The organism is Chelativorans sp. AA-79 (assembly GCF_029457495.1).
In the GTDB taxonomy this organism is placed as follows: domain Bacteria; phylum Pseudomonadota; class Alphaproteobacteria; order Rhizobiales; family Rhizobiaceae; genus Chelativorans.
Map to the genome: position 1 here is coordinate 3,589,723 of NZ_CP120361.1, position 25,641 is coordinate 3,615,363.

Below are 25,641 nucleotides of genomic sequence, written 5' to 3' on the forward strand. Positions count from 1 at the left end.
CTTAGCGCTCCACGGCGGGTTGGGCCGCCGTGGCGCCGACCTTGTTCTTCTCCAGCACCGCCTCCGTGATCGAATTGGGCAGCCGGCGCGGCGTCTCGATCAGGCCGAGCACCGGCATGATGACGAGGAAGAAGGCGAAGTAGTAGAGGGTCGAAACCTGCGCCAGCGCGACATAGACGCCTTCCGCGGGCCGCGAGCCGAGCCAGCCCAGGAAGATGGCATCGGCCACGAAGAGCCAGAAGAAGAGCTTGTACCAAGGGCGGTAGACCGCCGAGCGGACCTTCGAAGTGTCGAGCCAGGGGACGACGAACAGGACCGCGATGGCGCCGAACATGGCGAGCACGCCGCCGAGCTTGGAATCAATGGGGCCGATGTTGAAGGTGATGGCGCGCAGGATGGCGTAGAAGGGCAGGAAGTACCATTCAGGCACGATATGCGCCGGCGTCTTGAGTGGGTTGGCCTCGATATAGTTGTCCGGATGGCCGAGATAGTTCGGGATGTAGAAGACGAAATAGGCGAACACCAGGAGGAACACGACCATGGCGAAGCCGTCCTTGACGGTCGCATAGGGCGTGAAGGCCACCGTATCGGTCTTCTGCTTCACTTCGATGCCGGTCGGGTTGGTCTGGCCCGTCACGTGCAGCGCCCATACGTGGAGCACGACGACCCCCGCGATCATGAAGGGCAGGAGGTAGTGCAGCGAGAAGAAGCGGTTGAGCGTGGGGTTGTCCACCGCGAAGCCGCCGAGGAGAAGCTGCTGGATCCAGTCGCCCACGACCGGAATGGCCGTGAAGAATCCGGTGATCACCGTGGCGCCCCAGAAGCTCATCTGCCCCCAGGGCAGCACGTAGCCCATGAAGGCGGTGGCCATCATGAGGAGGTAGATGATGCAGCCCAGGATCCAAAGAAGTTCGCGCGGCGCCTTGTAGGAACCGTAATAGAGGCCGCGGAAGATGTGCACATAGACGGCGATGAAGAAGAACGATGCGCCATTGGCGTGCAGGTAGCGCAGCAGCCAGCCGGAATTGACGTCGCGCATGATCTTTTCGACCGAGGCGAAGGCGACGCCGGTGTTGGCGGCGTAATGCATGGCGAGCACGACACCGGTGAGGATCTGCGCCACCAGCATCAGCGTCAGGATGCCGCCGAAGGTGTAGGCGTAATTCAGATTCCGCGGCACGGGATAGGCGACGAAGGAATCATAGATCAGGCGCGGCAGGGGAAGGCGCGAATCCATCCAGCGCCCGATGCCGCTCTTGGGTGTGTAGGTCGAGTGTCCACCGCTCATCGAAATTTCTCTCCCTGCGCCTTAGCCGATCTCGATGACCGTGTCGGAAACAAATGCATAGGTCGGAACGTGAAGGTTCTCCGGAGCGGGACCCTTGCGGATGCGTCCTGCCGTATCGTAATGCGAGCCGTGGCAGGGGCAGAACCAGCCGCCGAAATCACCCGCCTGGCCGAGCGGCACGCAGCCGAGATGCGTGCAGACGCCGAGCATCACCAGCCAGTTCTCCTTGCCCTCGCCGGCCGAGCGGTCGAGATCCGTCGCCGGCGTGTCGGCCGGCAGGTTCTCGTTGCGCGCGATCGGGTCCTTGAGCTGGTCGAGCGGCACCTGCTTGGCTTCCTCGATCTCCTGCTCGGTCCGGTTGCGCACGAAGACCGGGCGGCCGCGCCACTTCACCGTCAGCGACATGCCGGGCTCGACGGCCGAGACATCCACCCGGACGGAGGCAAGGGCGCGCGTGGAAGCATCCGGGCGCATCTGGTCGATGAACGGCCAGGCGACGGCGGCAGCACCTACGGCGCCGGCCACGCCGGTGGCCACATAGAGGAAGTCCCGTCGGCTGTGTTCCGGGATATGGGTCGAATCGATATCGCTCACGGGGCTCTAGGTCCTTTCACCTCATGCCTGCCGGGAGAAGCGGGGAAAAACCACGCCTTCCCATCGGGATTCGCTGCGACGAGTAGGCCGTTCCCCCGGCAATTGGCGTTGGTTTCTATGCTCGACGCCTGGACTTGTCCAGACGCCCGCGGAAGACAGGGCAGATTGTCGCGGGGAAAATGCCGCCGTCCGTCAGCGCGCGCCGAGCTGCATCCGGCAAACTCCGCGGCCGCTAAGGTCCGGAGCCTGCCGGGCGCATGCGGCGGCGGCGCGTCATGGCCAGCCCATCCCGGATGTTGAGGCCCATGAAGAGGAGGTTCGTCCCGCCGGCCACGAACTCGATCGCCTGCACGACGACGAACCCGGTGTCGAATGCGCCCTGCCCGGCCTTCCAGGCGAGATAGAGTGCCGCGGGAACAAGCACCAGGAGGCCGTTGCCGGCGACGATGCGCATCCGTCTGAACTTTACGGCGGCGAGGCCGGCGGGACGCCCTCCCACCATGGCAAAGCCGCTCCCACCGGTTGCGATCAAGGCGGGAACGAGGAGAAGAAGCGCCCACGCGATCGCGCGCTTGACGGCGGCGATCAGCACGGGGTCAGCACTTGTCTCCGCGCACGCCGAAGCGGCGAGAAATGTCGAGATCAGGGCAAAAGCGAACATGCCCGCCGCAGCATGGACACGGGAAAGGGCGGATCGCGCGGGCATTTGGACACTCCTGCTTGCGAGCTGTTGCGAACGATGGAATACATAGCATACGATCCAACTACATAGCAAGCTATATATATGTCGCTGAACCGCCGGGAATCCGCAGGCTATCTCACCAACTGGGCCGCACGGCTCTTTGCCCGCGCCATCGACCGGCGACTGAAATCGCTGGGTCTTTCCTCCGGTCAACTGCCCGTCTTCTTTGCCCTCGCTGATGGCGAGGCGATGACTCAGAAACAGCTTGCGCAGGTGGCCTCCACCGAGCAGCCGACAATGGCGGCCACACTCGCGCGCATGGCACGCGACGGCTTGATCGAGCGCAGACCCGACCCGAAAGACCGGCGTTCGACCCTCATCACCTTGAGCCCGGCCGCGCGAGAAAAGCTGCCGGCGGTGATGGAGGCGACCATGACCGTGAACGGGCAGGCGCTTGCGAAGCTGAGTGCGGAAGAACGCGAGGCTTTCCTGACGGGCCTGAAGTCCGTGATCGCCACGCTCTCCGGAAAGCCTGAGGACCAGGCGCTTTAGCTAGCGGGCGCCGAGGCGCGCCAGCACGGAACGGGGTATGGCCAGCTGGCGCACCACGTCGTCGTGACGCTTCAGGCCGCAGAGCTCGCGCTGGATGAAATAGGCGTAGACGGCATCCGCCGCCGCGCGCAGGAGGTCCTTCCGCTCCGCCTCCCCTCCTTCATGAGCGGCCAGCCGCGCGAGGCATTCCTCCGCGCGCTGGCCGGCAGCCCCGAGCGAGGCCGCCATCTCGCCTGCAAGCTCGTAGTCGAGCGTGCTGACACCGGTTTGCGGGAGGCGGGCATCGCGGGAGCCTGGGGGGCGCAACATGGATTCTTCTCGGCGTTTTACGCTTCTCGACAGGAATACAGGGCCGCAATATGGTGCCCGACATGGCACATGTGATCAACCGGGACGCCTGGGCGGACGCACCCGACCGCTGGCACGGCGAATGGGAAGGCCGCGGCGCCGGGGCGGGCATCTCCGTCATTTTCTTTTCGAGCGACAGGATCGGCGCCGGCCCTCGTCTGCATACCCATCCCTATCCCGAGACCTTCATCGTGCGGGAGGGGTGCGTCCGCTTCACGCTTGGCGGCGAGGCGATCGACGCCGAACCCGGACAAATCCTCGTCGTACCGGCCGGTACGCCGCACAAGTTCGAGAATCTCGGGCCCGGCCGGCTGGAAACCACCGATATTCATGCCAGCGAGACATTCGTGACCGCGTGGCTGGAGTAGAAGGACACCCCCGATGACACTTCTTGATATCGCCGCCTTCGCTTTGGTAGCCGCCCTCCTCGTCATCTCGCCGGGACCGAACGGGGTGCTGATCGCCAAGACCGTTCCCACGTCGGGAAAAGCGGCGGGCTTCGCCAACATCGCGGGCTTCTTCGCCTCCTTCTACCTGCACGGGACGCTGTCGATCCTGGGGATCTCGATCCTCCTGGTGCAGTCGGCCGAACTCTTCTTCATCGTGAAGATGCTGGGTGCGGCCTATCTCTGCTTCATCGGCGTGAAGGCGCTCTGGCAGGCATGGAAAGGCATCGCTACGCCCGCCACGGTGACGCCTGCCCGACGCCGGCGCACGCTTGCCCGCGCGGTGGCGGAAGGCTTCCTCACCAATGCGCTGAATCCGAAGGTCTCCATGTTCTATCTCGCCGCCTTCCCACAATTCATCCCGTTGAGCGCGGATGCCGCCAAATGGGGCTTTGCGCTGGTCACGGTCCACGCACTCACCAACGTGGTGTGGTTCGGAAGTCTCGTGCTGCTCTTCTCCACCCTCAAGGGACTGGGCCGCAGGGCCTGGGTGCAGCGCTGGCTGAAGGCGGCTACCGGCGCGGTCTTCGTCGGCTTCGGGCTCAAGCTCGCGACGCTGCGGCCTTGATGGCGCTCAAGGCCACTTCACCACGGGCGGCAGGCTGGAGAGGATAGAGTTGACGTTGCCGCCGGTCTTCAGCCCGAAGATCGTGCCGCGATCGTAGAGCAGGTTGAACTCGACGTAGCGCCCGCGGCGCACGAGCTGCTCCTCGCGGTCGGCCTCGGTCCAGTTGGTGTTGAAGTTCTTCCGCACAATGTGCTGGTAGACAACGAGGAAGGCGCGGCCGACATCCTGCGTGAAGGCGAAGTCCGCGTCCCAGCCCCCTTTCTCCTCCGGGCTTTTCAGCCAGTCGTAGAAGATGCCGCCGATGCCGCGCGGCTCGTTCCTGTGCGGCAGGAAGAAGTACTCGTCGCACCAGTCCTTGAATTTCTCATAGTCGGCAACGCCGGCATGCCGGTCGCACACGAAGCGCATCGCCTTGTGGAAGGCGATCGTATCCGGGTCTTCCTGGCTGCGACGGCGCTCGAGCATCGGGGTGAGATCGGCCCCTCCGCCGAACCATTGCCGCGTGGTGACCACCATGCGCGTGTTCATGTGCACGGTCGGCACATGCGGGTTCTGCGGGTGCGCGATAAGAGAAATGCCGGAGGCCCAGAAGCGCGGATCCTCTTCGGCGCCCGGGATCTGCTTGCGGAATTCCGGCGAGAATTCGCCGTAGACGGTCGAGGTATGAACGCCCACCTTCTCGAAGACGCGGCCGTGCATCACGGACATCACGCCCCCGCCTCCCGCACCCTCTTCGCGCTGCCATGGGCTGCGGTCGAACCGGCCGGCGGCATAGGACGCATGCGGGCCGGACAATTCATCCTCCAGTTCCTCGAAGCCGGCGCAGATGCGGTCGCGCAGCGCTTCGAACCAGGCTTTCGCCGTTTCCTTCTTCTCTTCGATCCGGTCGGGCAATCCGGCCGGGATGTCAGGTCGTCCCATGGGAAATCCTTCCGCGCCTGTCCGGGCAAACGCGCGGCCACAAATGACTCGCAATTCCACCCGCCGATCCCTAATCTTCTTGTCTGTCGGGTCAAGGAGTTCTTTCGTGCGCGTACCCGCCAAACCGCCGCTCGAGGGCCTGAAACGCACCCTCGAAAAGAAGCGCGCCCAGGCCGAAGGCGCGCGCCTGCCGCGCGACGGCTTCGTGCGCGAGACCTTCTCGCTGCCGCGTGAGGCCGCCCGCGCCAAGGCGCGCGAGTGGCTGGAGCGCTGGCCCAAGCAGGCCTACTGGACCGAGATCGAGAGTTGGGCCGAGCGCCCCGGCAACGTGATCGAGTTCACCATGCGCCGCCTGCCCAGCGCGGATTAAGGCTGCGTCCTGTTGGGTTTTGGAAGCTCGGCAAACGGAGCCTTGACCTCAACCTAGCTTGAGGCCGTAGCGGCTCTCTCATGAAGAAAGCCGAGACACCGCCCCGCCCCACGCATATCTCTTCAGCGAACCTGGCGTACCGCTTCGCCGCAGGCCATCGCGGCGCTCATCGCGACATTCAGGCTGCGCGTTCCTTCCTTGATCGGAATGACAAGCCGGTAGTCGGCCGTCTTGTGCACATCCTCAGGCACGCCGGCCGATTCGCGGCCAAACATGAGGATGTCGCCGTCGCGGAAGCAGAAGGCGTGGTAAGGCACGGTTCCGGCGGTGGAGAACAGGACGAGCCGCCGCCCTTCCTTGCGTCGCCAGGCGTCGAAATCCTTCCACGAGGGATGACGGGAGAGCGCGGCAAGTTCCAGATAATCCATCCCGGCCCGCTTCAGCGCGCGGTCGGAGAGATCGAAGCCCGCCGGCTCGATGAGATCGACGCCCACGCCGAGGCAGGCGGCAAGGCGCAGGATCGCGCCCGTATTGCCTGGGATGTCGGGTTGAAAGAGTGCGATACGGAAGCCCTGTTGCGTCATCTCGTTCCCAGGTGTCGCACGGAGGACACAGGAATGGATGGAGGCGAAAATGCCTCCACAAAAGCTCTGGCCATCCGCAGCCCTAATGGATATAACGCCCGCGAGCTTAACGTAAACCGTCAGAGGCAGACATGGATATCCGGATGGTCTCCCTTATCTGCCCGCGGCCCTGGACCGGGCGCGCGGCCTGACGGCGGTTTTCGTTCCGAAGCTTCTCCCGACTTCTTAGACGCACGAGCGGATCCGCCGGAACCCTTTCCGGAAGTCTTCGAGGATTCGTTCATGTCTGCCAAATTCCCCAAGGAGCGCAAGGCGCTCGAAATCCCGGCCGCTTCGGCCGCAACCGCTCTTCCCCCCGCCGCAAGCGGCAAGGCTCCCGCCAAGACCCTGTCAGGAGCCTTCGCTGCAGCGCTTGGCGGAAAGCCACAATTGAGTCATCCGGGACAGAAGGCTCCTACCGACGCGGGCAGCAGAAAACCGCCTCTTCAGGAACAGGCCATGCCCCGGATCAGGAACAGCAAGCCCGGCGCGCCGCTCACGCCGCGCAAGGGGCACCGGTGAGAATTTTCGAGGACGAATGATGTTCGACTGGTTTGAAAAACGCCTCGCCGCCTTCCCGGCCGAGGAGCCGCTGCAGCCGCCGAAGACGCTGGTGGCGTTCTGCCTGCACTTCACCAGGGGTGCATGGCCCTATATCGCCGCCTCCGCCGTGCTTGCCGCGATGATCGCCATTGCCGAGGTCTGGATGTTCTCCTTCCTCGGCAACATCGTCGACTGGCTGTCGCAGCACGATCGGGCGACGTTCCTTCAGACGGAGGGCTGGAAGCTCGCGGGCATGGCTTTGATCGTGCTCGTCTTCCTGCCCGTCATCGTGTGGCTGCACTCGCTGGTGCTGCACCAGACGCTCATGGGCAACTATCCCATGCGCATCCGCTGGCAGGTGCACCGTTACCTGCTCAACCAGTCCATGGCCTTCTACCAGGACGAGTTCGCCGGACGCATCGCCACCAAGATGATGCAGACCGCGCTCGCGGTGCGCGAATGCGTGATCAAGCTGATCGACGTGTTCAACTATGTCACGGTGTATTTCACCGGCATGCTGGTGATCGCAGCCTCGGCCGACCTGCGGCTCGCCGGGCCGCTTGTCGTGTGGCTCATCTGCTATGCCCTGCTTTTGCGCCGCTTCATCCCGCGCATGGGGAAGGTTGCGCAGGAGCAGGCCGACGCCCGCTCGCTGATGACCGGTCGCATCGTGGACAGCTACACCAATATCCAGACGGTGAAGCTGTTCTCGCATGCGCGCCGTGAGGCATCCTATGCGCGCGACGGCATGACAGGCTTCCTCGACACGGTCTTCCGCCAGATGCGGCTGATCACCGGTCTTTACGGCCTGCTCTACATGCTCAATTCGCTCTGCCTCTTCGTGGTCGGCGCCCTGTCGCTCTGGCTGTGGCTCCACGAGGTCGTCTCGGTGGGCGCCGTCGCGGTGGTGATCGCGCTGGTGATGCGGCTATGGGGCATGTCGCAATGGATCATGTGGGAAATGACCATGCTGTTCGAGAATATCGGCACGGTGCAGGACGGCATCGGCTCCATCTCGCGTCCGCGCGCGGTGGAGGACAGGCCGGCCGCAAAGGAGCTGACGGTCGCGAAGGGCGCGATCGCCTTCGAGAAGATCCGTTTCCACTACGGTAAGAAGGGCGGTGTGATCGAAGACCTTTCGCTGACGATCCGGCCGGGCGAGAAGGTGGGCCTCGTCGGCCGCTCCGGCGCGGGCAAGTCGACGCTCGTCAACCTGCTCTTGCGCTTCTACGACCTCGAAGGCGGGCGCATCCTGATTGACGGGACGGACATCTCGCAGGTCACACAGGATTCGCTGCGCGCGCAGATCGGCATGGTGACGCAGGACACGTCCCTTCTCCACCGGTCGGTGAGCGACAACATCCTGTATGGCCGGCCGGATGCCGACGAGGAGATGGTGAGGCGCGCAGCGGAAAACGCCGCCGCACTGGATTTCATTCCCGGCCTGCACGACATTAAGGGCAGACGAGGTTTCGACGCTCATGTGGGCGAGCGCGGCGTGAAGCTCTCCGGCGGCCAGCGCCAGCGGATCGCCATCGCCCGCGTGATGCTCAAGGACGCGCCGATCCTGATCCTGGACGAGGCCACCTCCGCGCTCGATTCGGAGGTGGAAGCCGCCATCCAGGAGAATCTCTACCGCCTGATGGAGGGCAAGACCGTGATCGCCATCGCCCACCGCCTTTCCACGATCGCCGCCATGGACCGGCTGGTGGTGATGGATGCCGGCCGCGTCGTCGAACAGGGCACGCACGACGAGCTGATCGCCGCCGGCGGCATCTACGCACAGCTCTGGCGGCGCCAGTCGGGCGGTTTCCTGGAGATCGAGCCCGCGGAGGCAGCCGAGTGAATGCGGACGAGGATCTGAGAGGCGACAGGGCCGACCCTCTGTGGCGGCGCGCCGAAGGGGTGATCGACCCCTTCGGCGATACCGACCGCGAGGTGCTGCCCGGAAACGCGCGGGCGTTCATCCTCTTCTTCGCAAAGCAGGCCAGATGGCCTTTCGTCCTGCTTCTCGTGACAGGTGCCCTCTCAGCCACCGTCGATGCCGGGCTCTATTGGGGGCTCGGCTGGCTGGTCGATCTGCTCGACCGGACTTCGCCGGCCGCCCTGATTTCAGAACACTGGCCGCAGTTCGCCGCCCTCGCCTTCTTCGTGCTCGTCGTGCGTGCGGCGGTGATGATCGGCAACACGGTGGTGGAGCAGCAGGTCATCTCGCCGGCCTTCTACCAGCGCGTGCGCTGGCAGGCCTTCCGCCGGGTGATGGAGCAGCCCTACGAGTTCTACCAGAACGACTTCGCCGGCCGGATCGCCACCAAGATCCTGCAGGGAAGCGAGGCCACGGGCGACTTCATCACCGCCACGCTCCAGACCATGTGGAGCTTCCTCACCTTTTTCGTACTGGCGGGTACGATCCTGGCAACGCTCGACCCGCTGATGGCGGTGGTGCTCGTCCTCTGGTTCGCCTCCTATCTGGCGGTGGCGCGCCTCCTCCTGCCGCCGCTGCGCCGCGCCGGGCGGCGGACGGCGGACGAGCGCTCCGCCATGAACGGCCGCATGGTGGATGCCTTCACCAACATCATGGCGGTCAAGCTCTTCGACAACGGCCGGCGCGAGCACGGCTATGTGCGCGAGAGCATGGCCAACCTGCTCGACGCCGTCTGGGCCCTCGCGCGGGCGATCACCCGCGTCCGCGCGGCCGTCGCCATCATCAACGGGATCATGATCACCGCCGTGGGCGCGCTTGCGGTGACGAGCTGGATGAACGGCGGCGCCACCACCGGCGAGATCGCCACGGTGATGGGCCTCATGTTCAGGCTCAACCAGATGTCGGGCTATGTGATGTTCAACATCAACGGCCTCATCCGCTCCTATGCCACCGTGCAGGATGCCACCGGCACCGTCTCCCGCGCACCGGCGATCCGCGACGCGCCGGACGCGCAGGCGATGCCGCCGGCGAAAGGCGACATCCGCTTCGAGGACGTCTCCTTCCATTACGGACGCGAGCGCGGCATCATCGAGGGACTGACCCTGCACATCCGCGCCGGCGAGCGCGTGGCGCTGGTGGGGCCTTCCGGCGCGGGAAAAACCACGATCGTCAACCTGATGCTGCGCCTCTTCGACGTCGAGGGCGGGCGCATCCTGCTCGACGGGCAGGACATCCGGGAGGTGACGCAGGCCTCGCTGCGCAGCCAGTTCGGGGTGGTGAGCCAGGACCCGATGCTGATGCACCGCTCCATCCGCGAGAACATCGCCTACGGCCGGCCGGGCGCCGGCGACGCCGAGATCATCGCTGCCGCGAAGCGCGCCCGCGCGCACGACTTCATCCTGGGCGTGCGCGATCCCCAGGGCCGCACGGGCTACGACGCCCATGTGGGTGAGCGTGGCGTGAAGCTTTCCGGCGGCCAGCGCCAGCGCATCGCCATTGCCCGCATGATGCTGAAGAACGCGCCGATCCTCATCCTCGACGAGGCGACCTCATCGCTCGATTCGGAGATCGAGGCGGCCATCCAGGAGAACCTCGAAAACCTGATGGAGGGCAAGACCGTGGTGGCGATCGCGCATCGCCTGTCCACCGTGGCCGCGCTTGACCGGGTGATCGTGCTCGACGGCGGCCGCATCGTGGAGGAAGGCACGCACCAGGACCTCATCCGCCGCGGCGGCCTCTACGCCCAGCTCTGGAAGCGCCAATCCGGCGGCTTCCTGGAACGGCGGCTAGCGGCAGAATAGGCGTATCGCGCGAAGACGTCAGCACTTTCCGCTGCGTGGTTTGAACGGCAGGTCCGCCAGCTCCCGTTGATTCATGGCGGCGATGGCCGGATGGGAGAGCGGATCGCGGCGCCATGCCTCGACGTCGCCGTCGTCCTGCATCGCCGGCGGGTTGGAGAGGCGCTTGCGCATGGCCTCCAGAACGGTCAAGAAAAATTGCAGCATGGACTTGTCCTCCGGGCCCTCATCCGGGATACTTCTGCCGATCAGGTATGTTTTCAATGGAGATTACCTGCGTCTTGTTATAGAAAATCTATATGAACAATCTGAACCGGGTGCATCTCAACGCGTTGCGGGCGGTAGAAGCCGTGCTACGGCTTGGTTCGCTTGCGGCGGCCGCGGAGGAGATCGGCGTCACCATCGGCGCGGTCAGCCAGCACATCATCCGTTGCGAGAAGCAGCTCGGGCGAACGCTTTTCGACCGCAGAGGGCGCGGCATGCAGCCCACCGCGTTCGGCCAGCAGATTGCGCACCTTCTCAACGACGGGTTCAATCGGCTCGACGAGGCGGTCGCGCTGTCGCGGCGGGAGACCGCCACCGTTCTGACCATCTCGGTGGCGCCGGTCTTCGCGTCGAAATGGCTGGTGCCCCGGCTTTCCCGCTTTTCCGCCCTTCATCCCGACCTGCGCATCCGGCTCGACGCCTCGGTGGCGCTCGTCAATCTCGACACGTCGGATGTCGACCTGGCGATCCGCGTGGGCGAAGGCCGCTGGCCTGGGGTGGATATGGAACTGCTGCTGACGCAGGAGGTCTTCCCGGTCTGCGCACCGGCTCTGGCGGAGCGTCTCGGGGAGCCGCGCGATATCCTGCAGGTTCCGGTCGTGCGCGATGCGAACTCCGCCATAAGCTGGGACACCTGGCTGGCGCCCTTCGGCCTGAGCGAGAAGGATCTTCGGGAAGGAGACAGCTTCACCGACGCCGCGCTGGCGCTTGACGCGGCGATCGCCGGCCAGGGGGTAATGCTCGCCTGGCAGACCCTTGCCGACCATGCGCTGTCGACGGGCCTCGTCGTACGGCCGTTCAAGGCGCTGGCGCGCACGGGTTTCGGCTATTTCCTGGTGACGTCGAAGAACCGACCGGAGCCGAAAAAAGTAAAGGATTTCAAGACATGGCTGCACCAGGAGATTGCGGCCACCGCCGAAAAATACAAATCGTGACCTTGTCCTGGGCGGACGGAAACCCAGATATCGTGCTATGGTTCAAAGCCCATTAGACGGAGGAGTTGGACAATGAAGGAATTTCATTGCGGATCGCTTGTCCCCGGCTGCGAGTGGCACACGCGTCATGAAGAGGAGGCGGAGGTGATCCGCCGCGCCGTGGAGCATATGCGTGAGGTGCACGGAGAGACCATTATCCGCGAAAGCATGATCGAGGCGATCCGCTCCCGGATCTCCGAACAACAGGACGCGGCCTGAACAAACCAGCAGAAAGGGCGCCTACGGGCGCCCTTCGGCTTTCCCGAGCAGGTCCTCGCGCGAAAGCGTGAAATCCGAAGCGACCCACATTTCCTCGAGTTCGGTGAGCTTCGCGCCGAGCGCCTCCCCCGGTTCGAAGCCGAGTTGCAGGAGATCCTTCCCGCGGACGGGGAAGACCGGCCTTTGCCAGCGCGCGGCAATGTCGAGCAACCGCTGATACCCCGCAGTTTCGATGAGCGCCTTGTCGTCCTCGACGGCGCGAGCCCGCGCAGAGGAGAGGCCCAGCTGCAGGCGCCAGGCAACGCCCTGCGGATCGCTCCGGTAGAGGAGCTTCGAGAATTCCGCTTCCTTGAGCGCGGGGTCCGGTCGCGGGGCCTCCGCCCAGGAGACGAGAGCCGCCGTTTCCGCCTTCGAGAGGCGCAGACGCTCCCCGAGCTTTTCCAGACGCTCCGCATCCGGCGGGACCATTGAGGCGAGCCTGAGCAGCGGCTGCACGGGCCAGCCGAGCCCGCGCTCGGTTTCGACGAGCGAATGGATGGCGTCAATGCCCCATTTCTCCGTTTCCGGCAGCACCTCCGTCAGCACGCCGGTCTGGCGCATCCAGAGCAGCGCGCGGGATGGATCCGGAGCGCCGAGGAGCTTTCTCAGCTCTGTCCAGACCCGCTCGGCGGAGAGGCCGGAGAGCCGGTCCTTCAGCCGCGCACAGGCCTTCAGCCCCTCCGCGTCCGGACGTCCGGACCCGTACCAGGCGAAGAAGCGGAAGAAACGCAGGATGCGCAGATAGTCTTCGCGGATACGCGTCTCCGCCTCGCCGATGAAGCGCAATGTGCGCGTTTCGAGATCCGCGAGCCCGCCGACCAGATCGACCACCCGGCCGTCGGCTTCCGCGTAGAGCGCGTTGATGGTGAAGTCGCGCCGCTGCGCATCCGCCTTCCAGTCGCGCCCGAAGACCACGCGGGCATGCCGCCCGAAGGTCTCGACATCGGCACGCAGCGTCGTCACCTCGAACGGGATACCCTTGGCAATGACGGTGACCGTGCCGTGGTCGTAGCCGGTGGGCACCACCTTGAAGCCCGCCGCCTCCGCCCTTCGGATCGTCTCGTCCGGCACGGTGGTGGTGGCGATGTCGATGTCGGTCACCGGCTGGCCGAGCAGCGCGTTGCGCACCGCCCCGCCGGCGATGCGGGCCTCCTCCCCCCCATCGTTGAGGACGGCGAGCAGGGCCTGCAGGCCCCGCTGCTCGAGCCAGGGCGAACCAGCGATCGTGTTCATCGGGCATAGAGCCTTTCATAGAGCATATGCAGGATGCCGGCGGTTATTCCCCATATGAAGCGTTCGCCGTAAGGCATCGTGTAGTAAAAACGTTCCCTCTCCTGCCAGATGCGGCTTTCGCGCCGGTGATTGGCCGGATCCATGAGGAAGGAAAGCGGCACCTCGAAGGCGTCCTCCACTTCGTCGGCGTTGAGTACCAGCGCGAAGCCGGGCCGCACGACCGAGAGGACCGGGCGGATGCGGTAGCCGCTGCCGGTCACATAGTCGGGCATGCGGCCGACCACCTCCACCAGCGAGGGTTCGAGGCCGATCTCCTCCTCTGCCTCCCGCAGCGCCGCAAATTCCGGGGAGGTGTCGGTGGGGTCTATGCGCCCGCCGGGAAAGGCGATCTGGCCTGAATGGCTGCGCAGCCGGGGAGATCGCTCGGTGAGGATGACCGTGGCACCTTCCGCGTGATCGACGACGGGGACGAGCACGGCCGCATCATGCAGCCCCTCGTGCAGGAAAAGTTGTTTCAGATCCGGGTTGAGGCGGTGGTCGCCGTAGAGATCGGCAACGATACCGGCGTCCTGTGCGGCGGCACGTCGGCGGAAATCCGCGGCGGAGAAATGTGTGACGTCCCGCGTGCTCATATGCCCGAATGCTCCAGCTTCTCCATGGGCATGACAGGAAAGACAGCCCCCTTCGAGCGCACCGCGAACATCGGGCGGCCGCCGACCTCCACCTCCTCCCCGAGGTCGACAAGCTCATACATCACTGACCTCGCTACAAGCGCCTCGAGCCGCCCGCGCACGAGGATGTAAGGCTTCACTCCGCCGGTCGCCGGCTCCTCCTCGAAACGGATCGGATGGTCCGGCCCGGCCTCCACCACGTCGCCCACATTGGTGCGGAAGGTGAGCACCCGCGCCTCGCCCTCCCCCGTGACGGCCATCTCGACCGCGATGAAAGGCGCATCCTCCACGCGGATGCCGACTTTTTCCACCGGCGTGACGAGGTAGGCCTTGCCGTCCTCATCTTTGCGCAGGACCGAGGAGAAGAGCTGGACGAGCGGCATACGGCCGATCGGAGTGCCGAGATAGAACCACGTACCGTCAGCCCTGATCTCCATGTCGAGATCGCCGCAAAAGGGCGGATTCCAGCGCTCCACCGGGGCCGCGCCCTTCCCCGCGCGCGCCGCGCGCGAGACCAGCGCGGAGAGCGACGCCGCATCGGCGGCTTTCGCAAGGTCCCCGCTGCCCGTCCTGCCGTGGGTGTTTTCTCTGGCCATGGTCACGAAATAGTCACTGTTGTCCGGCTTGTCAGCCATGCGGACTCATCTAAGTTCGTAGCGATGCGGCACGCTGCGATTCAAGTGCTCTATATCGCAATGGTTGCCGCTCCGGCAAAGCGCGAGGACAACGCCGCATGAGCATCGTCGCCAGGGACAAGACAGGCCAAGAGCCCGCAAGCGAAAACGAGATGATAGCGCAGGCCGAGGCCGCGCTCGCCGACATAGCCCGGATCCGCGAGGGTGTTGGCCGCGTGATCTTCGGCCAGGAAGCCGTGGTGGAACGTGCCCTGGTGGCGCTTCTGGCCGGCGGCCATGCGCTGCTTGTCGGTGTGCCGGGCCTTGCCAAGACGAAGCTGGTGGAGACCCTGGGCGTCGTGCTCGGCCTCGATGCGCGCCGCATCCAGTTCACGCCGGACCTGATGCCGTCGGACATCCTGGGTTCCGAGGTGATGGACCAGGACGAGAAGGGCCGCCGCTCCTTTCGCTTCCTGCCCGGCCCGATCTTCGCGCAACTCCTGATGGCGGACGAGATCAACCGCGCGAGCCCGCGCACCCAGTCCGCACTGCTCCAGTCCATGCAGGAATACCACGTCACGGTGGCCGGTCAGCGCTACGACCTCCCCGCGCCGTTCCACGTGCTGGCGACGCAGAACCCGCTGGAGCAGGAAGGCACCTATCCGCTGCCGGAGGCGCAGCTCGACCGCTTCCTGATGCAGATCGACATCCTCTATCCGGAACTCGATGCCGAACGGCGCATTCTCCTGGAGACGACGGGCGTGGAGGAAGCCCGCCCGTCGAATGTGCTCACGCCGGAGCGGCTCAAGGAGATCCAGATGCTCATCCGCCGCATGCCCGTGCCTGAAAGCGTTGTGGAGGCGATCCTGGCGCTGGTGCGCTCTGCCCGCCCGGGCGTTGGCCATCCGGAGACCGACCGCCATGTGAGCTGGGGCCCCGGCCCGCGCGCGAGCCAGGCGCTGACGCTCTGCGCCCGCGCCCGCGCCCTGTATGAGGGCCGGCTGGCACCTTCGGTCGACGATGTCCGCGCGCTCGCCGAACCGGTGCTGCAGCATCGCATGGCGCTCACCTTCGCCGCCCGTGCGGAGGGCATGACCGTGCGCGACGTGATCGCCCGGCTCGTGAAGACGCTCTGAGACTGCGAGGCCGAATGGCGAGAATTGGCGAAGTCACCGCTCCCGTCACGACGCAGGATGCGCTCGTGCGTGCGCGGACGCGGGCTTCGTTGGTGCCCGATCTCCTCGTGCAGGCCCGCCGCATCGTCGGCAATGTGATCGCCGGCTGGCATGGCCGGCGGCGGCGCGGCATCGGCGAGAATTTCTGGCAGTTCCGCCCCTATGTGGAGGGTGAGGCCCTGTCGCAGATCGACTGGCGCCGCTCCGCCCGCGACGATCATCTCTACCTGCGCGACCGTGAATGGGAGGCCGCGCACACGGTATGGCTCTGGGCGGACCAGTCCCCTTCCATGCTCTACCGCTCCACGCTGGCCGAAGTGTCGAAGGAATCGCGCGCGCTGGTGCTGGCCCTGGCGCTTGCCGAACTTCTGTCGCGCAGCGGCGAGCGCATCGCCTGGCCGGGCCTGACCGATCCCTTCGCCGCGCGCAACGGGGCCGAGCGGCTGGCGCAGTATGTGGCCCATGCGGAACCAGGCGCCGGCCGCCCCGATCTCTCGCAGGTGCGCCGCTTTTCCGACGTGGTGATCGCGAGCGACTTCCTCGATCCGCCGGAAGAGACGATGCGGTGGCTCGACACGCTTGCGCGCTCGGGCGCGCGGGCGCATCTGATCGAGGTCGCGGATCCGGCGGAAGAGAATTTCCCCTATGCCGGACGCACGGAGTTCCGCGATCCGGAAACGGGCGAGAAGCTCACTTTCGGCCGCGCCGAGACGCTCGGCGAAGACTATCGCCGGCTTTACCTGGCCCGCCGGGAGACCTTGGATGGCTGGTGCAAGAAGCTCGGCTGGAGCTACACCGTCAACCACACCGACCGGCTGGCCTCCGAAGCCCTCATCCGCGTACACACGGCGATGACGGCCGAAATGGACGCCGGCCGATGAATTTTCTGCCGCTCTCCTTCGGCGCGCCGATGGTCCTTTGGGGGCTCCTCGCCCTGCCGGTGATCTGGTGGCTGTTGAGGCTCACCCCGCCGCGCCCGCAGCAGGAGACGTTTCCGCCGCTCGCCATCCTGGCCCGCATCGTCAGGCGCGAGGAGACGCCGCACAAGAGCCCCTGGTGGCTGACCCTGCTGCGGCTGGCGCTTGCCGCGCTGGTGATCCTGGCGCTCGCCGATCCGGTGTTCAATCCGCGCGAGAGGATGGCCGTGGGCGGACAGGGGCTCGCCGTGGCACTCGACAATGGGTGGGCGGCCGCGCCCGATTGGGACCGGCGCGTCGCGACGGCCGCCCGCCTGATCACGGATGCGCGCGCGGAAGGCACGCCCGTCGTGCTGGCCTTGACCGCGGAAGAGCCCGCGCAGGATATCGGGCCCTTCGACCCCGACACCGCGCTGGAGCGGCTGAACGCCGCCGAGCCGCGTCCGGTGCCGCCGGACCGGCCGGCGATCTACGGCCGCGTGGCGGAGGCACTCGGGGAGATGCCGGGCGCGACGCTGGCGCTCTTGACGGACGGGCTGGCGGCCGAAGGCGACGAGGCGGCGTTTCAGAACCTCTTCTCGGCCGGACCCTCCGACGTGCTGTGGATCGGGCCGAACGACCTTGCCACGGTCGCGCTCACCGCCAGCGCAAACGAGCCCGAGCGCTTCACGGTGACGGCGGTGCGCCCCGCGGGCGACACGGGGCCGCGGCAGGTGACCGCCTATGCCTCCGACGAGCAGGGCCGGCGCATCGCCGAGACCCTGATCGGTTTCGGACCGGGAGAGACCGAGGCGACGGGCGAGATGCGCGTTCCCTTCGAACTGCGCAACGACTTCACCTCGATCGGCCTCGACGGCGAGAACCATGCGGGCGCGCTCAGGCTCCTCGACGAGAACGCCCGCCGCCGCCGGGTCGGGCTGCTCGCGCAGACCGAAGCGGACGAGGCGCAGCCGCTGCTTTCGTCGCTCTACTACATCCGACGCGCGCTCGGCCCCTATGCGGACCTCATCGAGCCTTCGAGCCAGGAACTGACGGAAGCCGTGCCGCAGCTCCTGGAGCAGCGGCCAGCCGCCATCATCATGGCCGATATCGGCACACTGCCGGATTCGGTCCGCGGGCGCCTCGTCGAATGGATGGAAGGCGGCGGCACGCTGATCCGCTTCGCGGGCCCGCGGCTCGCAGCGGCCGAAGAGGACGAGGAGCTTCTGCCGGTGCGCCTGCGCACGGGCGAGCGCTCGCTTGGCGGCACCCTCTCCTGGTCGGAGCCACAGCCGGTGACCGAGTTCCCCGCCGGCGGCCCGTTCTCCGATCTGGCACCGCCCCGCGACGTGATGGTGAACCGCCAGGTGCTGGCCGAGCCGTCGGCCGACATCGTCGAGCGCACCTGGGCCAATCTCGCCGACGGCACACCGCTGGTGACCAGCGCGCCGCGCGGCGACGGGCGGGTGATCCTCTTCCATGTGACGCCGGAGGCGACCTGGTCGAGCCTGCCGATCTCCGGCACATTCGTGGAGATGCTGCGGCGCATCGTGCAGCTTTCGCGCAACCAGGGGAGCATCGCGGCCGGTGCCGACGGGCCCGGCGGACAGCTTGCGCCCTATCGCCTGATCTCCGCCACAGGCGCCCTCGTGCCGCCCAGCCCCGAGGCCGAGCCGCTCAATCCGGGCGAAGAGACGCCGGTGACGCTCGCCCATCCGCCGGGCTTCTACGGCTCCGAGGAAGGCGTGGTGGCGCACAATCTGCTCGCACCGGGCACGGCGCTCGCCGCCCTTGCCCGGCCCGCTGCCCCCGTGGCCATGAGCGAGTCGAGCTACGCTTTCGACACCTCGCGGCCGCTCAAGGGGCCGCTCATGGCGGCAGCCCTCGCGCTGCTGGCCATCGACACGCTCGCCGTGTTGTGGCTGGGCGGCCTTCTCCAGCGCCGGCCCGGCCGCGCTCGGACGGCGGCGAAAGCCTCCGCGATCCTCGCGGCGGTCGTCCTTCTCGGCCTGATGGCGCCGGATCGGGCATTGGCGCAGGCCGACGCGCCGCAACCCGGCGACCAGGACGCGATCGATGCGATCTCGGCCACGCGCATCGCCTATGTGGTGACCGGCGTCTCCTCCGTGGACGCGGTGAGCCGCGCAGGCATCCTCGGCCTCTCGCGCTTCCTGGCCGAAAAGACCGCGCTGGAGCCGGGCGATCCCGCGCCCGTGGACATCACCACGGACGAATTGTCGTTCTATCCGCTGATCTACTGGCCGATCGACGCCGGCGCCCCCATGCCCTCCGAAGACGCGATCGCCCGCATCGACGCCTATATGCAGCAAGGCGGCACGGTGCTCTTCGACACGCGCGACCAATATGCAGCGGGCTTCGGTTCCTCCGGCTCGGTGAGCCCCGAGACGCAGCGCCTGCGCGACATCCTCTCCGGCCTCAACGTGCCGCCGCTGGAGCCCGTGCCGGAGGACCACGTGCTGACGAAGGCTTTCTACATCCTGCCGGAATTCCCCGGCCGCTACCGCGGCAGCGCACTCTGGGTCGAGGCTTCGGCCAACGCCGAAAGCCGCGCCGACCGGCCTGTGCGGACCGGCGACGGCGTGACGCCGATCATGATCACCGGCAACGACCTTGCCGGCGCCTGGGCGATCGACGGCAGCGGCGGTCCGCTTCTGCCGACCGTTCCGGCCGATCCCATGCAGCGCATCCTGGCGCTGAGAGCCGGCGTCAACATCATGATGTACATGCTCACCGGCAACTACAAGTCCGACCAGGTGCACGTGCCGGTGCTGCTCGAAAGGTTGGGACAGTAGCATGAACTGGTCCGTCAGCTTCGAGCCGCTTTTCTCCTGGCCCGTGCTTGCGGCGGTGCTCGTTCCGCTCGCGCTTCTGATGGTGCTGAGCCTTTTTCTCGGCCGGCGCGGCGCTCTGCTGCGGCTCGGCGCACTGGCCGCGCTGGCGCTGGCGCTCGCCAATCCCGTCCTGCTCGACGAGGAGCGCGAGCCGCTGAAGAGCGTGGTCGCCGTCGTGGTGGACGAGAGCCAGAGCCAGGACATCGGCAACCGTGCCGAGACCACCCGGCAGGCGGCGGAAGCGCTGTCGCAGCGCCTGCAGGCCTTCGACCAGTTCGAAGTCCGCATGGTCGAGGCCGGTCGGGGCGCGGCCGCCGACGAGCGCACCGAGACGCGCCTCTTCGGTGCGCTTTCAGGCGCGCTGCGCGACGTGCCGCCCTCACGCGTGGCCGGTTCCATCCTGATCACCGACGGCCAGGTGCACGACACGCCGGCCAACGCCTCCGGCCTCTCCGGGCCGCTTCATGCACTGGTCACGGGCGACGAGGACGAGCGCGACCGGCGCATCCGTTTCGAGCGCGCGCCCCGCTTCGGCATCGTCGGCCAGCCGATGGAGATGACCTATCGCGTGCTCGATTCGGCTGAGGAGACCGGCGCCACGCAAGTGGAGGTCTACGTCAACGGCGAGCTGGCGCTGGTGGACCAGGCGCCGATCGGACAGGAGATCCCCCTGGAGATCACGCTGCCCACGGCCGGCCGCAACATCGTCGAGCTGCGCATCCCGGTCGAGGAAGGCGAGATCACCGACACCAACAACCGCGCTGTCGCGCTGGTCGACGGCATCCGCGAGAACCTGCGCGTCCTGCTCGTTTCAGGCGAACCGCATTCTGGCGAGCGCACCTGGCGCAACCTCCTGAAGTCCGATGCGTCGGTCGACCTCGTGCACTTCACGATCCTGCGTCCACCGGAGAAGCAGGACGGCACGCCCATCAACGAGTTGTCGCTGATCGCCTTCCCCACGCGGGAGCTGTTCGTGGAGAAGATCAACGATTTCGACCTGATCATCTTCGATCGTTACCAGCATCGCGACGTGCTGCCGATCCTCTATTACGACTACATCGCCGAATATGTGCAGAACGGCGGGGCGCTTCTCATCGCCGCGGGGCCGGAATTCGCCGGCGACCAGTCGATCGCGCGCACGCCGCTGATCGCGGCACTTCCGGCCCTTCCCACCGGCGAAGTGATGGAGACGGGCTTCTATCCACGCCTCAGCGAGACCGGCAAGCGCCATCCGGTGACCCGCGCGCTCGACGGCTCGCAGGCCGAGCCGCCGCAGTGGAGCCGCTGGTTCCGCATCATCGGCATCGACCGTCCGGAGGGTCAGGCGGTGATGCAGGGGCCGGATGGGCGGCCGCTGCTCCTGCTTGCACGCGAGGGCGAAGGGCGCGTCGGCATGTTCCTCTCCGACCAGGGATGGCTCTGGGCACGCGGCTATCAGGGCGGTGGCCCCTATGTCTCGCTCTACCGGCGCATCGCCCACTGGCTGATGAAGGAGCCGGAGCTGGAAGAGGAGCGGCTGACAGCCGCCGGACGCGGCATGACGCTCGAAGTAACCCGCCAGACCATGGCCGACGAGGCCGGCCCGGCGACGGTGACCGCGCCATCAGGCGCGACCCGCGAAATGCCGCTGGTGGCCAGCGAACCCGGCCTCTTCGACGGCACGATGGAGGCGGACGAGATCGGGCTCTATCAGGTCCGCAACGGCGACTTGACCGCTCTTGCCCATGTGGGCCCGATCAACGCGCCGGAATTCGCCGACACCATATCCACCGAGGAAGTGTTGCGCCCCGTGGCCGAGGAAAGCGGCGGCAGCGTGCGCCGCCTCTCCGGCGGGATGACCGGCGTCAGCCTGCCCAACATCGTGCCCGTGCGCGCCAATGCCAGTGTGGCCGCCGGCCGCGACTGGATCGGCTTGCGGACCACCAATGACAGCGTGCTGAAGTCCGTCCGGCGCGTGCCGCTCTTCGCCGGCTTCCTAGGGCTCGGCCTCCTGCTGCTCGCCATCGGCGCGATGTGGTACCGCGAGGGGCGGTAATCTCCATATAGGCTTGGCCCACCGTAACACCGGCTTGTTTCATCAGCCCACGCGCTGAAGCAATGTCTCCATCGGCGGCGGAGGGGAAAGCAGGGTCGGAAGGCTCTGCCCCACCACGGCCTCATGCATCGCCATGCCGTGCAACGCGGAGAGTGCGCCGTCCTGGAGTTCCGCCGCGAGCAGGCGGCCTGGATCGACCGGCCGGGGCATGGCGAGCTGGCCGTTGGGCACCCTTCTGAAGCCGAGCGGCCCGTAATAGGGTTCGTCCCCCACAAGCACGACCACGCCGGCTCCCGCTTCGCGCGCAGCCTCGAGCGCGATGCGCACGAGCTTCTTGCCGATGCCGTTGTTCTTGTAGACGGGCCGCACCGCCAGCGGCCCGAGCAGCAGCGCCCTGCCCTCGCCCGCCACGATGCGCGTCAGCCGCACCGAGGCGACCACCTTTCCCTCGTGAAGGGCCACGAAGGAGAGCGCGCGCTCGTGCGGCCCGCCCTCGCGGATCCTGTAAGCCGCCTTGGCGAAGCGGCCGGGACCGAAGGCTTCGGCGTTGATCTCTTCGATTTCATGGTCGTGCGCCGGATCCTCCGGCAGGAAGACGATGTCGGCAAGGGACATGGGCAAGGTTCCAACGAGCAGGAAAGGATTATCTGCAGCGCGAGCGCGCCACGGCAGCGGGCCCTTCTTCGGGCGCTCAATCCTTTCGTCGTCGCTCCACGAGGAACCTGATCATTGCTTCGTCTCCAAAAGCGCCGTTCCGCTATCACCAAACGCTCCCGCCGTCCACAGAATTGATGCGGCCGGGCGGGCCGGGATGGATTTTGTTGACGATGCGTCCACCCCGTCACCCTTGGGAATGAGAGCGTTCGCCCCTAAATGGGTTCAGGAGACAAAGGGAGAAAAACCGATGGGCCTGCTCGTCGACGGCGTCTGGCATGACGAATGGTACGACACCTCGAAAACCGGTGGCCGCTTCGAGCGGTCGAAATCGCGGTTCCGCGACTGGATCACGGAAGACGGGAAGCCGGCCGAAGGGCGGGAGCGCGGCTTCAAGGCGGAGCCCGGCCGCTACCATCTCTATGTCTCCTATGCCTGCCCCTGGGCGCACCGCACGCTGATCTTCCGCAAGCTGAAGAAGCTGGACGACGTGATCTCCTTCTCGGTCGTCCACCATTTCATGGGCGAGAATGGCTGGACCTTCAGGAAGGAGGACGGGGCGACGGGCGACGAGCTCTACGGCCTCGATTTTCTGCACCAGATCTACACCAGGGCCGATCCCCGCTATTCAGGCCGTGTGACCGTGCCCGTGCTGTGGGACCGCAAGACGGAAACCATCGTCAGCAACGAATCCGCCGAGATCATCCGCATGATGAACACGGCCTTCGACGAGTGGGGCGACGCCTCTCTCGATTTCTACCCGGAGGATCTGCGCGGCGAGATCGACCGGGTGAACGAACTCGTCTACGACAACATCAACAACGGCGTCTATCGTGCTGGTTTTGCGACGACGCAGGAGGCCTATGAGGAAGCCTTTCGCGATCTGTTCGCCGCGTTGGACCAGGTGGAGGAGCGGCTGTCGCGGCAGCGCTATCTGGCGGGCAGCCGCCTGACGGAAGCCGACTGGCGGCTCTTCACCACGCTGGTGCGCTTCGATCCGGTCTATGCCGGCCACTTCAAGTGCAACCTGCGCCGCATCGCCGACTATCCGAACCTGTCGAACTACCTGCGCGAGCTCTACCAGATTCCGGGCGTGGCCGAGACAGTGAACATGCATCACATCAAGGCGCACTATTACGGGAGCCACAGGACCATCAACCCGACCGGCATCGTGCCGCTGGGGCCGGAGCTGAACTACGGCGCGCCCCATAACCGGGAGAGATTCGCAGAGGCGGCGTAAGTGCCGTGATGGCCTTACCAGTCCGCCGTGATCTCCGTTCCGTCGAAGATTTCGGCGAGGCGGCGGCGCGTGCCTTCGGTCGTCTCCGCAGGCAGCGCATCGAGGGGAAAGAAACGGGCTTCGGCGATTTCGAGATCGGGCTTGCGGGCGCTGCTCTGCTCGAAGCGCGTGATCAGGTAGACGGCCACATGGTCGCGCCGGCTCGCATGGCGGTTGAAATGGATGGACCTGAGCTCCGGCATGCCGGTGAGCGCGATATTGCCCTCCTCGCGGAGCTCGCGGGTGAGTGCGGTGAGCATGTTCTCGCCAGGCTCGACGCCGCCGCCGGGGAAATGCCAGCCTGCCACATAGGTGTGGCGGACGAGAAAGACCTCGCGCAGCGCCGGCTCGAAGACGACGCCGCGCACGCCGAGCGTCATGGGCCGGCGGAACAAGTTCCACAGGTGAAAGAGTTTTACGCGCAACCGCATCTGTTCGGCGCTGCGCGGCTCCATGCGCCGAGGCGCGCTCATTGGACGCCGGCCGAGGACTGGTAAGACCCGCTGGGGTGTTTTAGACACGCATCATGTTTCGGCTGGCGCATTTCTCCGATATCCATTTGGGGCCCCTCCCCAAGCTTACCTATCGTGAACTCATCTCGAAACGCATTACCGGCTATATCAACTGGCACCGCAGGCGCCGCGTCAACCTCGACAACGGCATCATCGACCTGATCAGCGAAGACATCCTGGCCATGGAGCCGGATCACATCGCGCTCACCGGCGACCTGGTGAACCTGGCTTTGGACAAGGAGATCGAGCTGGCGCGGCTGTGGCTGAAGGAACTGGGCATCCCCCGCGACGTCTCTGTCGTTCCCGGCAATCACGACGCCTATGTGCCGCGCGCGCTGGACAAGGCCTGCCGCGCCTGGGGCGCCTATATGGCGGCCGACGGGGCGGCGCCGATCACCGAGCACGGGCAGTTCCCCTATATGCGCGTGCGCGGGCCGGTTGCGCTCATCGGCCTCTCCTCGGCGCGGGCGACCGCCCCTTTCCTGGCGAGCGGCTACTTCACCGAGAAGCAGGAGGGCCGCGCGGGCGAGCTTCTGGACGAGGCCGGGGCGCGGGATCTCTTCCGCGTGATCCTGATCCACCACCCCCCGGTGCGGGGCGCCACGGGCCAGCACAAGCGGCTGTTCGGCATCTCCCGGTTCCAGAAGATGGTGCGGCGGCACGGGGCCGAGCTCGTCCTGCACGGGCACACCCACCAGCCGACTGTGCACCGCATCGACGGCAAGGATGGCGTGAGCGTGCCGGTGGTCGGGGTCGCGGCGGCAGGCCAGGCCCATGGCGCCGCGCTTCCGGCCGCGCACTACAACCTGCTGGAGATCATGGGTGCTCCAGGTTCCTGGCAGGTGCAACTCACCCGGCGCGGTGTGGCCGAAGCCGGAAGCGGCGTCGTGCAGCTCTCGTCCCAATGGCTCGTCTCGTCCAACCGCGCTCCGGCTTGAAGCAGGCCTATGGCCGCTGCAGGAACTGGTGCAGTTCGGGGAAGCGGTCCCACAAGAAAAAGATCAGACCGGCGGCACCGATCGTGCCGCCGACCAGCACTAGGAAGAACGCGCTGAAAAACGCCCCTGCGGCGCCGGGCTTGCGGGCCGCAGGCGTTTCCTCGGCCTGCTCTTCCTCGACTTTGCGCGGAATCGCGATCACCTCGCCTTCGACCATCCGCTGGCGCTCCACGATCCGCTCGGCGATATAGCGCGTGACCTGCTCCGCAACGGGCTTGATCTCCGTCGATTCCGCCAGCACCACACGGCCGAGCCGGGTGTCGCGCAGAAAGCGGTAGGTGCGCCGGTCGGGGCCCATGACGACATGGGCGACGGCATCGATCCACAAGCGCGGCTGCTGGCCCGTGGAGATGACGAAATCGAAGGCGGGATCGTCCTCCGGCACCTCGGCGAACACAGGCTGCAGTTCCTGCGCCAGCAGTTCCAGCCTCGTGCGCGTGGCCTCGCGCATCTCGACCACCACATCCTCACGATCGGCGGCGGCCGTCTTCATCTCGCGCACGGCCTCGGCGAGCCGGTTCGCACCGGGTGCGGCGTTCTGGCCAGCCTCGCTCATCGTGGTTCTCCC

The 25,641-nt window shown here is 66.4% G+C and carries 28 protein-coding genes; 15 read left to right on the forward strand and 13 right to left on the reverse strand.

Annotated elements, in window-relative coordinates:
- Position 1 precedes the first annotated feature (1 nt).
- The 3 genes from PVE73_RS17640 to PVE73_RS17650 form a co-directional block, all read right to left on the reverse strand.
- Positions 2 to 1,288, reverse strand: a complete 1,287-nt coding sequence (locus PVE73_RS17640; protein WP_277363495.1) for a cytochrome b N-terminal domain-containing protein — start codon at positions 1,286 to 1,288, stop codon at positions 2 to 4.
- Between the two features lie 21 nt (positions 1,289 to 1,309).
- Positions 1,310 to 1,882, reverse strand: coding sequence for a ubiquinol-cytochrome c reductase iron-sulfur subunit (gene petA / locus PVE73_RS17645; protein WP_277363496.1), 573 nt, complete (start codon positions 1,880 to 1,882; stop codon positions 1,310 to 1,312).
- A gap of 232 nt (positions 1,883 to 2,114) precedes the next feature.
- Entirely contained in the window at positions 2,115 to 2,588 is a 474-nt protein-coding gene (locus tag PVE73_RS17650) for a hypothetical protein (RefSeq protein ID WP_277363497.1), read from the reverse strand.
- Positions 2,589 to 2,666: 78 nt separating this feature from the next.
- Here PVE73_RS17650 and PVE73_RS17655 point away from each other — a divergent pair, with 78 nt between their 5' ends.
- Positions 2,667 to 3,116: a MarR family transcriptional regulator gene (locus tag PVE73_RS17655; protein ID WP_277363498.1), complete on the forward strand. Its 450-nt coding sequence runs from the start codon at positions 2,667 to 2,669 to the stop codon at positions 3,114 to 3,116.
- Here PVE73_RS17655 and PVE73_RS17660 read toward each other — a convergent pair whose 3' ends face one another.
- Complete coding sequence (locus tag PVE73_RS17660) at positions 3,117 to 3,425, reverse strand: DUF6665 family protein (protein WP_277363499.1); 309 nt, start codon at positions 3,423 to 3,425, stop codon at positions 3,117 to 3,119.
- A 62-nt stretch (positions 3,426 to 3,487) separates the two neighbouring features.
- On the opposite strand from PVE73_RS17660, the gene PVE73_RS17665 reads away from it, so the two are divergent.
- Together PVE73_RS17665 and PVE73_RS17670 are read left to right on the forward strand one after the other, a co-directional pair.
- Entirely contained in the window at positions 3,488 to 3,832 is a 345-nt protein-coding gene (locus PVE73_RS17665) for a cupin domain-containing protein (RefSeq protein ID WP_277363500.1), read from the forward strand.
- Between the two features lie 13 nt (positions 3,833 to 3,845).
- A complete protein-coding gene (locus PVE73_RS17670) occupies positions 3,846 to 4,478 on the forward strand; it encodes a LysE family translocator (RefSeq protein WP_277363501.1) in 633 nt (210 codons plus the stop codon).
- Between the two features lie 6 nt (positions 4,479 to 4,484).
- Here the strand turns inward: PVE73_RS17670 and hemF are convergent, their stop codons facing one another.
- A complete protein-coding gene (gene hemF, locus PVE73_RS17675; protein WP_277363502.1) occupies positions 4,485 to 5,399 on the reverse strand; it encodes an oxygen-dependent coproporphyrinogen oxidase in 915 nt (304 codons plus the stop codon).
- 106 nt (positions 5,400 to 5,505) lie between these two features.
- On the opposite strand from hemF, the gene PVE73_RS17680 reads away from it, so the two are divergent.
- Positions 5,506 to 5,769: a hypothetical protein gene (locus PVE73_RS17680; protein ID WP_277363503.1), complete on the forward strand. Its 264-nt coding sequence runs from the start codon at positions 5,506 to 5,508 to the stop codon at positions 5,767 to 5,769.
- A gap of 122 nt (positions 5,770 to 5,891) precedes the next feature.
- On the opposite strand, the gene PVE73_RS17685 is transcribed toward PVE73_RS17680, so the two are convergent.
- Entirely contained in the window at positions 5,892 to 6,353 is a 462-nt protein-coding gene (locus PVE73_RS17685; protein ID WP_277363504.1) for a tRNA (cytidine(34)-2'-O)-methyltransferase, read from the reverse strand.
- 282 nt (positions 6,354 to 6,635) lie between these two features.
- On the opposite strand from PVE73_RS17685, the gene PVE73_RS17690 reads away from it, so the two are divergent.
- The 3 genes from PVE73_RS17690 to PVE73_RS17700 are packed head-to-tail and all read left to right on the forward strand — an operon-like array spanning position 6,636 to position 10,661.
- Entirely contained in the window at positions 6,636 to 6,914 is a 279-nt protein-coding gene (locus PVE73_RS17690; protein ID WP_277363505.1) for a hypothetical protein, read from the forward strand.
- A gap of 19 nt (positions 6,915 to 6,933) precedes the next feature.
- Positions 6,934 to 8,781, forward strand: a complete 1,848-nt coding sequence (locus PVE73_RS17695; protein WP_277363506.1) for an ABC transporter ATP-binding protein — start codon at positions 6,934 to 6,936, stop codon at positions 8,779 to 8,781.
- Positions 8,778 to 10,661 (forward strand): ABC transporter ATP-binding protein, encoded by a 1,884-nt coding sequence (locus tag PVE73_RS17700; RefSeq protein ID WP_277363507.1) that lies wholly within the window; start codon positions 8,778 to 8,780, stop codon positions 10,659 to 10,661. The genes PVE73_RS17695 and PVE73_RS17700 overlap by 4 nt, the downstream gene beginning before the upstream one ends.
- Positions 10,662 to 10,679: 18 nt before the next feature.
- Here PVE73_RS17700 and PVE73_RS17705 read toward each other — a convergent pair whose 3' ends face one another.
- The gene (locus PVE73_RS17705) at positions 10,680 to 10,865 is read right to left on the reverse strand and encodes a hypothetical protein (RefSeq protein ID WP_277363508.1); all 186 of its coding nucleotides are present in this window, start codon (positions 10,863 to 10,865) and stop codon (positions 10,680 to 10,682) included.
- Positions 10,866 to 10,957: 92 nt separating this feature from the next.
- On the opposite strand from PVE73_RS17705, the gene PVE73_RS17710 reads away from it, so the two are divergent.
- Positions 10,958 to 11,857 carry a LysR substrate-binding domain-containing protein gene (locus PVE73_RS17710; RefSeq protein ID WP_277363509.1) on the forward strand — a complete coding sequence of 300 codons (900 nt, stop codon included), beginning with the start codon at positions 10,958 to 10,960 and terminating at the stop codon, positions 11,855 to 11,857.
- A 72-nt stretch (positions 11,858 to 11,929) separates the two neighbouring features.
- The gene (locus PVE73_RS17715; protein WP_277363510.1) at positions 11,930 to 12,115 is read left to right on the forward strand and encodes a DUF1059 domain-containing protein; all 186 of its coding nucleotides are present in this window, start codon (positions 11,930 to 11,932) and stop codon (positions 12,113 to 12,115) included.
- A gap of 21 nt (positions 12,116 to 12,136) precedes the next feature.
- Here PVE73_RS17715 and PVE73_RS17720 read toward each other — a convergent pair whose 3' ends face one another.
- Genes PVE73_RS17720 through PVE73_RS17730 form a run of 3 tightly spaced genes read right to left on the reverse strand, consistent with a single transcriptional unit; the run spans position 12,137 to position 14,693 of the window.
- Complete coding sequence (locus PVE73_RS17720) at positions 12,137 to 13,387, reverse strand: CCA tRNA nucleotidyltransferase (RefSeq protein ID WP_277363511.1); 1,251 nt, start codon at positions 13,385 to 13,387, stop codon at positions 12,137 to 12,139.
- Entirely contained in the window at positions 13,384 to 14,019 is a 636-nt protein-coding gene (locus PVE73_RS17725) for a CoA pyrophosphatase (protein ID WP_277363512.1), read from the reverse strand. The genes PVE73_RS17720 and PVE73_RS17725 overlap by 4 nt, the downstream gene beginning before the upstream one ends.
- Positions 14,016 to 14,693, reverse strand: coding sequence for a DUF1285 domain-containing protein (locus PVE73_RS17730; protein ID WP_277363513.1), 678 nt, complete (start codon positions 14,691 to 14,693; stop codon positions 14,016 to 14,018). The genes PVE73_RS17725 and PVE73_RS17730 overlap by 4 nt, the downstream gene beginning before the upstream one ends.
- A gap of 98 nt (positions 14,694 to 14,791) precedes the next feature.
- Here PVE73_RS17730 and PVE73_RS17735 point away from each other — a divergent pair, with 98 nt between their 5' ends.
- From PVE73_RS17735 to PVE73_RS17750, 4 genes are read left to right on the forward strand one after another with little or no spacing between them, the layout of a single operon-like run.
- On the forward strand, positions 14,792 to 15,808 hold the full coding sequence (locus PVE73_RS17735) for a MoxR family ATPase (protein WP_277363514.1): 1,017 nt from the start codon (positions 14,792 to 14,794) through the stop codon (positions 15,806 to 15,808).
- Positions 15,809 to 15,822: 14 nt separating this feature from the next.
- Positions 15,823 to 16,728 carry a DUF58 domain-containing protein gene (locus PVE73_RS17740; RefSeq protein WP_277363515.1) on the forward strand — a complete coding sequence of 302 codons (906 nt, stop codon included), beginning with the start codon at positions 15,823 to 15,825 and terminating at the stop codon, positions 16,726 to 16,728.
- The gene (locus tag PVE73_RS17745) at positions 16,725 to 19,556 is read left to right on the forward strand and encodes a DUF4159 domain-containing protein (RefSeq protein ID WP_277363516.1); all 2,832 of its coding nucleotides are present in this window, start codon (positions 16,725 to 16,727) and stop codon (positions 19,554 to 19,556) included. Before PVE73_RS17740 ends, PVE73_RS17745 begins: the two co-directional genes overlap by 4 nt.
- Before the next feature lies 1 nt (position 19,557).
- Positions 19,558 to 21,630 carry a hypothetical protein gene (locus tag PVE73_RS17750; protein WP_277363517.1) on the forward strand — a complete coding sequence of 691 codons (2,073 nt, stop codon included), beginning with the start codon at positions 19,558 to 19,560 and terminating at the stop codon, positions 21,628 to 21,630.
- 42 nt (positions 21,631 to 21,672) lie between these two features.
- Here PVE73_RS17750 and PVE73_RS17755 read toward each other — a convergent pair whose 3' ends face one another.
- Positions 21,673 to 22,245, reverse strand: a complete 573-nt coding sequence (locus PVE73_RS17755; RefSeq protein ID WP_277363518.1) for an N-acetyltransferase — start codon at positions 22,243 to 22,245, stop codon at positions 21,673 to 21,675.
- 289 nt (positions 22,246 to 22,534) lie between these two features.
- Between PVE73_RS17755 and PVE73_RS17760 the strand changes: the two genes are divergently transcribed.
- The gene (locus PVE73_RS17760; protein WP_277363519.1) at positions 22,535 to 23,524 is read left to right on the forward strand and encodes a glutathione S-transferase family protein; all 990 of its coding nucleotides are present in this window, start codon (positions 22,535 to 22,537) and stop codon (positions 23,522 to 23,524) included.
- Between the two features lie 14 nt (positions 23,525 to 23,538).
- Here PVE73_RS17760 and PVE73_RS17765 read toward each other — a convergent pair whose 3' ends face one another.
- Positions 23,539 to 24,036 carry an NUDIX domain-containing protein gene (locus PVE73_RS17765; RefSeq protein ID WP_277363520.1) on the reverse strand — a complete coding sequence of 166 codons (498 nt, stop codon included), beginning with the start codon at positions 24,034 to 24,036 and terminating at the stop codon, positions 23,539 to 23,541.
- A gap of 53 nt (positions 24,037 to 24,089) precedes the next feature.
- Here PVE73_RS17765 and PVE73_RS17770 point away from each other — a divergent pair, with 53 nt between their 5' ends.
- A complete protein-coding gene (locus PVE73_RS17770; RefSeq protein ID WP_277363521.1) occupies positions 24,090 to 25,013 on the forward strand; it encodes a metallophosphoesterase in 924 nt (307 codons plus the stop codon).
- A 7-nt stretch (positions 25,014 to 25,020) separates the two neighbouring features.
- On the opposite strand, the gene PVE73_RS17775 is transcribed toward PVE73_RS17770, so the two are convergent.
- Positions 25,021 to 25,629, reverse strand: coding sequence for a hypothetical protein (locus PVE73_RS17775; RefSeq protein WP_277363522.1), 609 nt, complete (start codon positions 25,627 to 25,629; stop codon positions 25,021 to 25,023).
- Positions 25,630 to 25,641 lie beyond the last annotated feature (12 nt).